Raw genomic sequence first — 7,719 nt, forward strand, 5'->3', positions numbered from 1 at the left:
TCATAGTTTCCTAAGGCGTAAAAACTGTCATTATCGCCTTATACACGTCGCCCTCTGGATATTTTGGAGGCCATTCATGCGTTGGCTTGGTATCGTGATCGTTACCAGGAGTCGCTTAGTTTTGATCGGGCGTATTTTTTTGGGTTTTCTCGTTGGAAGCACCGCTTGGTAAAGCCTTTCTTTGATGAAATTCGAGCGAATCAGTTTCGTTTTGTAAACCCGTTTATGAAAAGTCAGGCTTTGCCATTGGCGTTGAAGAAAGGCTTGACGCCAAAAAGTCGCATTTATATTTGGGGGCGCAAGTCGTTTCCGGAGGTGGAGGCCTATGCCCGTGAGTATGAGGTGCCTCTTTATCGTGTGGAAGACGGGTTTGTTCGCTCGGTGGCATTGGGGTCGGATTTGACTCAGCCTTATTCTTTGGTGGTCGACCGGAGGGGGATTTACTTTGACCCGACGCAGGAAAGCGATCTTGAGCATGCGCTGGCAACCTATGATCTTAGCACCACAACCGGTTTGGAGAAAAGGGCTGCGAAAGCGGCGGCTTATTTGGTGGAAAAAAAGTTGTCTAAATACAATCTTTATGGCCATCAGGCATTGGCGTTCCCCCGTGATCGCCGTGTGATATTGGTCCCGGGGCAGGTTGAGGATGACGCTTCGATTCAATATGGTGCGGACGGCATGACGAATTTGCAGTTGTTGGAACAGGTGCGGCGTGCGTGTCCGGATGCGTATATTGTTTTTAAACCACATCCTGATGTGCTGGTTGGCAATCGCAAAGGCCAAGTTTCAGAGGATAAGGTAAAAAAGCTTTGTAACCAGGTGGTCACGCAGGTGAGTTTGGACAGTGTTTTGGAGCACGCTGACGAGGTGCATACTTTAACGTCTTTGGTAGGGTTTGAGGCGTTGTTAAGAGGTAAAAAAGTGGTGACTTATGGACGGCCTTTTTATGCTGGGTGGGGGTTGACTGTTGATCTTCAGCCTTTTGAAAGGCGTAACCGTTATTTAACACTGGAAGAGTTAGTGGCCGGGGCTTTGTTTTTGTATCCCCGTTATATCGATCCGATCCATTATGCACACTGTGAGCTGGAGCAGGTTTTTTCCGGAATTGAGCAGGAATCGGAGGCATTGCGGTGTTCTCGCTGGTTGCGGTTTAAAAAGGGGTTAAGGAATAGTGTCATTAGAAAAGGCCAGAAGTTGGGGCGCTGGCTTAGGAGAAGAACTGGATAAAGTTCCAACTATCTTGACAGATGACGCTTTTTAGATGTTATAATTACATTGTAATTACTTTTTTAAAAAAGGGGTTGAAAATGGCACATTTAATATCTATCGGTAATTCTAAAGGGGTTCGACTGCCAAAACATCTCATTGCAGAGGCTCAATTAGAAGAAAAGGAACTCGAATTTAAACTTCTACCTGAGGGTATTCTTATACATCCTATAAGTAAGGCACGAGAAGGTTGGTCTGAGAAGTTTGAGGTAATGGCAAAACAGCCCTTGTCCGTTGAGGAACAAGAGTGGATGGACATTGACTTATCTTCAAGTAATGAGAAGGAATGGATATGGTAGTCAAACGTTTTGAAGTTTGGCTGGTTAATCTAGAACCTACCATTGGGAGAGAAATCAATAAAACCCGTCCATGTCTCATTATTTCACCTGATGAAATGTCTCCGCTTTCAACAGTATTAGCCGCTCCAATGACCTCTCAAGGATTTGAATTTCCATCTCGGATTTCATGTCATTTTTCAGGTAAAACAGGTTTAGTTCTGTTGGATCAAATTCGTGCTGTTGATAAACAAAGACTTATTAAACGACTCGGAAAACTGGACAAAAAAACGCAGATGACTGTTTCAGATAGACTAGTCGAAATGTTTACGTTTTAATCAGAAAAACCTAAAAGGATACTTGTTTTTCATTTATACAAGGTGCAACCATCACTGGAAGAGTATGTAATTTCCACATTTTTAAAAAAATAAAAAAAAGCAAAAAAAGGACACCCACAAATTTACAGCAACAGGACACCGTCATCAACCAAGCAGCGATTTGAATAGAATAGCGAACTTACCAGGCTTGGTGAATGGCTGAATTCAAGTTGGTTAATAGCTTAAAGGGTGTTTCAAGCCGATTAATCAGAAAGAAAAATTACCCTGAAATTCAAAAGAAACTTTGGGGAAGTCAGCTTTGGAGTCCAAGCTATTTTGCAGGTAGTTGTGGCGGTGCGCCACTTTCAATCATCAAACAATACATTGAAAACCAGCAACGACCTGATTAAGCAGGCTTCGCCTGTTGCGCTTATATCCCTGCCGTGAACGACAGGGTTTTACGCGCTAAATTGATAAAAAAACCAGCGCTGAATCATCAGCGCTGGTTTTTTTAATCCCATCCGAAGCCGTCGCGCTTACACCGCGACCAGCGTCAGGGTGCTGAGCCACCACATTAGGGCAAAGGAGCCGAACGTCAGAATCAGCCCCCAGATAATCGCTTTGATACCACTCATATTAAGGCTCCTTTTTATCCGGCATGGCCGCATAATAATCCGCCAGCCCTTGAATTTCCGCATCGGTCAGCTGCGTTGTGAAGATGGACATGCCTTTATTCACATCGTTATGACGCTGACCGTCCCGATAGGCTTTCATGGTGCGCACGAAATATTCCGGCACTTGTCCCGACAAAGCCGGAATGATGCCTTGGCCTTCGCCATGCACACCGTGGCAGGACGCACAAGGCGTAATCATGCGATTGACGTCGCCTTTACGCACCAAACGGTCGATTTCAGGTGCCTGAGCGTCGGCTGACGGTTGGCTGACCCAAGCTTCCAGCGGTTGTTCGGCGTAAAAGGCGGCGATGTCGGCAATCTGTTGATCGTCCATGCTTTGCGACAGTTTGACCATGATTTCAGACTGTTTGTAGTCTTCCCAGCGACGACCGTCACGGTAGTCCAGCATCATCTTGATGGTGTACTCTTTCGGTTGACCGTTAATGGACGCATAGTTGCGGGAAGGGGACTTGCCCGTTTCGCCGTGGCACGCATTACACATCATCATCTCATTGACTTTCTGCCCACGGGTGGCATCACCGGCGGGCATTTTATTCAGTGTTTCCTTTAGGCTGACATTGGTCCAGGTCTCGGCTTTGGGTTTTTCACCGTGACCTGCGGCCAGCGCGATGGAGCCGCTTCCGATCAAGGCGGTGACACAGGCTGATAGTATCGTTCGTTTTAACATAGTTATTACCTCACACCTTTATCAAGAGAAGACGTCTTTTACAAATTCACGTTGCCAGTTCTTTTGGTAAACGGCTTCGAGAATCGGCTGAGCCGGTTTGTCGGTAATCGGTGAAACACCCGCCGATTTCCCTTTCGGTTGAATCAAACCGTCACGTACCTCATAGATGGCGGCAATGGATACCCCGTAGTTCTGACCAGCCAAGCTGTAACAGACGTTGGAGTAAATGGCTTTTTGCAGTTCATGCCCTTTCAACGTATCGGCCACGGCTTGCGCACACACTTTGGCCTGAGAGTTGGCGGAATAGCCGGACTTCGGCATGGCATCGGCAATGCTGCTGTCCCCCAATACATACACTTCTTTATGCAGTGACGATTCCATGGTGTCGCGTTCAATCGGGCACCAGCCGGAACGATCCGTCAAGCCCAGTTGCTGTGCCAGTTTTCCGGCGCGTTGGTTGGGGATGATATTGATGATGTCAGCCTTGTAGGTGTCACCGAAATCGGTGGTGACGGTTTTGGTTTTAGCGTCCAATTTCACCACTTTTCCACCATTGGAACCGGACACCCATTCCAGCTGGGACTTGTCGGTTTTGTAACCGTAGAGGCGCTCCCATGCCTTTTTAAACGGCACGTCTTTGGTGAAGCGTTCTTTTGGATCCAGCACAATCAACTTGGCGGTCGGGTTGAAGTTTTTAAAATGCTCGGCAAAGAAGGACGCCCGTTCATAGGGTCCTGGTGGGCAGCGGAAGGGGTTTTGTGGTGGTGAAATAATCGCCACACCGCCTTTTTTTAAGCCGAACAACTGATCGCGCAGTTTCAAGGTTTGAGGCCCTGCCTTGTAAGCGTGCGGGAAGTCGCCTGCTGCCAGTTCGGCATTGTAGCCTTCGCAGTCTTCAAACTTAAAATCAATACCGGGTGACACCACCAGTTTATCGTATTGGAAGCGGTCGCCTTTTTGAGTGCGCACCGTCTTTTTATCAAAGTCCGCCCCCACGACCTTGTCGATGACCACATTCACCTTATATTTGTCGCGAATGGTGTTGAGGTTAAAGGTTAACTCGTCCAGCGTGTGCATGCCGACAATCACGTCATTGCTTCGCAAGCAGGTAATGTATTCCGGGTATTGCTCGATGATGGTGATTTTGACGTCCGGGTCGGCGAAACGTAGGTATTTCGCAAAAGTGGACCCGCCGACACCGCCGCCGAGTACCACAACGTGCGGCGCGGATTTGGCGAAGGCTTTATTGCTTGCGCCGAAGATACCGGTGCCGGCAACCGCCGCGGCACCGAACACTTTGATCAGATCGCGTCGTGTGATTTTACGATCGAAAGTCATGTTTTCTAATTGGCTCATTCTTGACCTCCTGTCGAACCGACTTTCTGTGCCGCCAACGACTCTTTTAAACTGGTTTCTTCCCAAGGTTTCATTGGTTGTTTGACGAACCATTCCGCCATGGCTTTGATTTCTTCATCGGTGAAGCCGCGCGTGACTCGATCCATAATGACGGCCGGGCGAGTGCCTTCACGATAAGCAATCATCGCTTTGGTGAATTGTTCGACCGACATGCCCGCCAGCGGCGGCATGGCTTCTTGTAGCTCCTGCCCGTTGGTGCCGTGGCAAGGTGCACATTGCCAAGCCATCGCTTGGCCGGGGGCTGTCGGTGTTTTAACATCTGCTTGCGCAGCGTGTGTTCCGGCCAGGGTGAGGGCACAGAATGAGACGGTTAATAATTGTTTTTTCATTGTCTTCCCCTTACAGTGACCAGATATAGAAGCCAACCGCAAAGAATTGAACCATCCATAGAGTCATGATCCAAATCGCGATTGTTCCCATTTTGTTGACGGTCTCACCGGGGGTGTAAACACCAACGGTTTGACCGGCTTTCCACGCGATGGTCAGGAAGTAAGCCAAGACGCTTCCCCCGACAATCGCAAAGGTCAGGAAGAACAAGCCTGTGGAGTACCAGTCTGCAATGACTTTGTAGTCGAAGAAGCTGTAGTTGAAGAAGCCGTTCAGGATGTCGTAACGCAACACTTCACGAGAGATCGCCACAATCAAGCCAACCACGAGCCCCATTGGTAAGGCCATATAGCTGCAGATGCGTGCTTCGCCTCTCAGGCGGATTAAGCCCCAGACTCCGTAGAACAGAACGGCCGCGCCACCGATGATGCCCCAGAAGGAGGTCGCGAAATTGCCAGCGGTTTCCGGTAAGGTCATCATCCAGCCGATGTAAAGCACGGTTGAGATAACGGAACCGACCAACATCCATTTCTTACCGACGCCTGCGGCCCAGTTCAAGTAGTCGTGATCGGCATCTTCTCGTACCGACTTAAAGCGACGGTAGGTGACCAGCATGGCACCGGCGACCGGAATCGCCAAACTGATGAAGAAGGCAAAACGCCAAGGGCTGTAAGCATGCAGTTTCGAACCAGAATAATCTAACGTACCGTTCTGCATATACCATTCTTGCCACATTTCAGGATGCAACATTTGTTTGGTCAAACTGTGCATGATGAAGCCGACAACCAACATCAACGCCAAGCTGACAACCATTGACCAGCGAGATTTCGGTGTTAGGGTTTTATCACTTTCTTTGTTGTTGCGGAAGTAATAGAAGTACATCGCCCAATACGCCAGAATCAAAATGACGATAAAGGAAATGACCCAGTCGGCGGACAACACGTTCGATGTGTACCAGTGCGGATCGTAGGTGACCTGCACAAACAGTAACGGCGCGACCCCGATCACAATGGCGACCGAGACGGACACCTTGGCGATTTCGAGCATGGCCGCCCCTAGGCGACGCCAGTAAGCGTTTTGACTAAAAGCGCCGATGAGAGTAATCAAAGAAGTACCCAGCATCAGTTGCACAAAGAAAATGTGCATGGCGAAGGTCAAAACCCCCAGTGCAATGAAAATAATCGGATAGGTTGGAATCCCTGCGGGGTTACGCAGGGCGTACATCATCTCAGTAACCTGAGCAACTTGAGCAGCGTCCATTATTTGCCCTCCTGTTCAACGGTCAGACTTGCGACTTTGTCGTCGGCCTGTTTAATGGCCAGCGCACGGTCACGGTCTGAGATTTCTTTTTTAATCGCCGCAGTGACGGCCGGTTCGCCGCCTTCCTTATTCATGACCAAGAAGGCTGATAAGGCTTTGACCTCGGATTCCAGCATCGGCATTTTCGGCATGTAAGCGATGTTGCCGGTGGTGAGTACCCCGCGAACATATTCTTCCATGCGTGCTTGCGTGATGCCGTCATGGAAGTAACGACGCAGAGGACGAATCCCGGTGGCACTTGGAGAGTGACAATTGGAGCAATAGGTCATGGCGATGAATTCACCCGCCTGAATCATGTTGCCGTTATTGACTTCTTTCAGGTGTTCAGGCGTAAATGGATGCGCCTTTAGGATGCCGACTTTTTCGATGGTCGGTAGTTGAGATTTAATATCCATGCCGGGTACGTCACGCCCAACCACCTGGTTGGAATAAACGTATTGACCGGCCACCCAAGGTTTACGCATGGATTCACGCGCGGTCTCTTCAGGCCATAGACCGGCCACCAGAATAATCACCGTCATACCACCGGCCAGTGCTTGTACCAGCACCTGTGGGCGCAGCATGGTGATAATGAAGTAGGCCAAAGTACCGGCGAGAACCGCCATAATGCTGGTTTCAAAGTAGTCCGGCAAGCGGTTTTCCATGACCAAAATCGCCTGATTGGGCACCGAAGACAGATACCATTGGAACATGGCTGCACCTGTCAAGGTGGCGATAATCCCCAGCCAACCGAGTTTGCGCGCCATTTCTTTTTTGAAGGCCGCGTCCTTAATGCCGGAGATGATAATGCCGCCGACCACCGCCGTCATGGTGAACATAAAGGCCATGCGCATCCCCATCTGTACAAAGGTGTTGGTGCCGTAGAAACCGTTCAGGTACCCGCCTTCTTCAAACCACATTTCTTTCCCCGGAACCATCATGAACGAGAGTATCCCGACGATAATGACCATGGTCGCCAAAGAGGCGATCCCGAAAATCAGTGAGATTTTCATATGCGTTTTTTTGTCGACCTTGCCGACCAGATACACAATCATGTATACACCGACCACTTCGATGACGAAGAAAACCCATTCCGTGGCCCACTTCCATACGAAGGAGTGGATCAGGGCGCCGATCCCGTTCGGACTCGCTACGGTGGTTGAGTACCAGATCCCCGGCCCGGTGATGGAGCCGGCTACATAGGTAAAGACCAACAGGAATAGGCCGTATTTCTTAATGAAATCCAGCAAATCTTCTCGGTCTTCTTTGTAGGCTTTATGAGATAGGTAGGCAAAGAGAAGTGCGGCTCCCACGGAAGTGTGGGAGGCCAGCACGTGGAAGGTGGCGATAAGCGCAACTACCCAGCCGGAACCGACAATTGGTTCGTACCAGGTTGGATATAAGCTGATTAAATCCATTTTAATTTCCTTGTTATCAGTAAATTCTATTTTGCATAA

Annotated in this window: 8 protein-coding genes and 1 pseudogene; 4 read left to right on the forward strand and 5 right to left on the reverse strand. The window is 49.2% G+C overall.

Features of this window, described 5'->3' with window-relative positions; genetic code table 11:
- Window positions 1-252 precede the first annotated feature (252 nt).
- The 4 genes and pseudogenes from ACP5D0_RS06670 to tnpA form a co-directional block, all read left to right on the forward strand.
- Window positions 253-1,227, forward strand: coding sequence for a capsular polysaccharide export protein, LipB/KpsS family (locus tag ACP5D0_RS06670; RefSeq protein ID WP_472364884.1), 975 nt, complete (start codon window positions 253-255; stop codon window positions 1,225-1,227).
- A gap of 80 nt (window positions 1,228-1,307) precedes the next feature.
- Window positions 1,308-1,565, forward strand: a complete 258-nt coding sequence (locus tag ACP5D0_RS06675) for an AbrB/MazE/SpoVT family DNA-binding domain-containing protein (RefSeq protein ID WP_472364885.1) — start codon at window positions 1,308-1,310, stop codon at window positions 1,563-1,565.
- A complete protein-coding gene (locus ACP5D0_RS06680; protein ID WP_472364886.1) occupies window positions 1,553-1,879 on the forward strand; it encodes a type II toxin-antitoxin system PemK/MazF family toxin in 327 nt (108 codons plus the stop codon). Before ACP5D0_RS06675 ends, ACP5D0_RS06680 begins: the two co-directional genes overlap by 13 nt.
- Window positions 1,880-2,073: 194 nt before the next feature.
- A pseudogene (gene tnpA, locus ACP5D0_RS06685) lies at window positions 2,074-2,268 on the forward strand (IS200/IS605 family transposase); the annotation flags it as partial.
- A 226-nt stretch (window positions 2,269-2,494) separates the two neighbouring features.
- Here the strand turns inward: tnpA and ACP5D0_RS06690 are convergent.
- The 5 genes from ACP5D0_RS06690 to ACP5D0_RS06710 are packed head-to-tail and all read right to left on the reverse strand — an operon-like array spanning window position 2,495 to window position 7,680.
- Window positions 2,495-3,220, reverse strand: coding sequence for a c-type cytochrome (locus ACP5D0_RS06690; protein ID WP_472364887.1), 726 nt, complete (start codon window positions 3,218-3,220; stop codon window positions 2,495-2,497).
- A gap of 21 nt (window positions 3,221-3,241) precedes the next feature.
- The gene (locus tag ACP5D0_RS06695) at window positions 3,242-4,576 is read right to left on the reverse strand and encodes an FCSD flavin-binding domain-containing protein (protein ID WP_472364888.1); all 1,335 of its coding nucleotides are present in this window, start codon (window positions 4,574-4,576) and stop codon (window positions 3,242-3,244) included.
- Entirely contained in the window at window positions 4,573-4,965 is a 393-nt protein-coding gene (locus ACP5D0_RS06700; RefSeq protein WP_472364889.1) for a c-type cytochrome, read from the reverse strand. The genes ACP5D0_RS06695 and ACP5D0_RS06700 overlap by 4 nt, the downstream gene beginning before the upstream one ends.
- 10 nt (window positions 4,966-4,975) lie before the next feature.
- Complete coding sequence (locus ACP5D0_RS06705) at window positions 4,976-6,223, reverse strand: hypothetical protein (protein WP_472364890.1); 1,248 nt, start codon at window positions 6,221-6,223, stop codon at window positions 4,976-4,978.
- Complete coding sequence (locus ACP5D0_RS06710; protein ID WP_472364891.1) at window positions 6,223-7,680, reverse strand: c-type cytochrome; 1,458 nt, start codon at window positions 7,678-7,680, stop codon at window positions 6,223-6,225. The genes ACP5D0_RS06705 and ACP5D0_RS06710 overlap by 1 nt, the downstream gene beginning before the upstream one ends.
- Window positions 7,681-7,719: the final 39 nt, after the last annotated feature.

The organism is Hydrogenovibrio sp. (assembly GCF_049975065.1).
Classification (GTDB): Bacteria; Pseudomonadota; Gammaproteobacteria; order Thiomicrospirales; family Thiomicrospiraceae; genus Hydrogenovibrio.

What these genes read in the sequence shown, in the direction of transcription:
- ACP5D0_RS06675 (WP_472364885.1), top strand. Translation starts at nt 1,308, where the DNA reads ATGGCACATTTAATATCTATCGGTAATTCTAAAGGGGTTCGACTGCCA.
- ACP5D0_RS06710 (WP_472364891.1), bottom strand. Translation starts at nt 7,680, where the DNA reads ATGGATTTAATCAGCTTATATCCAACCTGGTACGAACCAATTGTCGGT.
- ACP5D0_RS06690 (WP_472364887.1), bottom strand. Translation starts at nt 3,220, where the DNA reads ATGTTAAAACGAACGATACTATCAGCCTGTGTCACCGCCTTGATCGGA.
- ACP5D0_RS06695 (WP_472364888.1), bottom strand. Translation starts at nt 4,576, where the DNA reads ATGAGCCAATTAGAAAACATGACTTTCGATCGTAAAATCACACGACGC.
- ACP5D0_RS06680 (WP_472364886.1), top strand. Translation starts at nt 1,553, where the DNA reads ATGGATATGGTAGTCAAACGTTTTGAAGTTTGGCTGGTTAATCTAGAA.
- ACP5D0_RS06705 (WP_472364890.1), bottom strand. Translation starts at nt 6,223, where the DNA reads ATGGACGCTGCTCAAGTTGCTCAGGTTACTGAGATGATGTACGCCCTG.
- ACP5D0_RS06700 (WP_472364889.1), bottom strand. Translation starts at nt 4,965, where the DNA reads ATGAAAAAACAATTATTAACCGTCTCATTCTGTGCCCTCACCCTGGCC.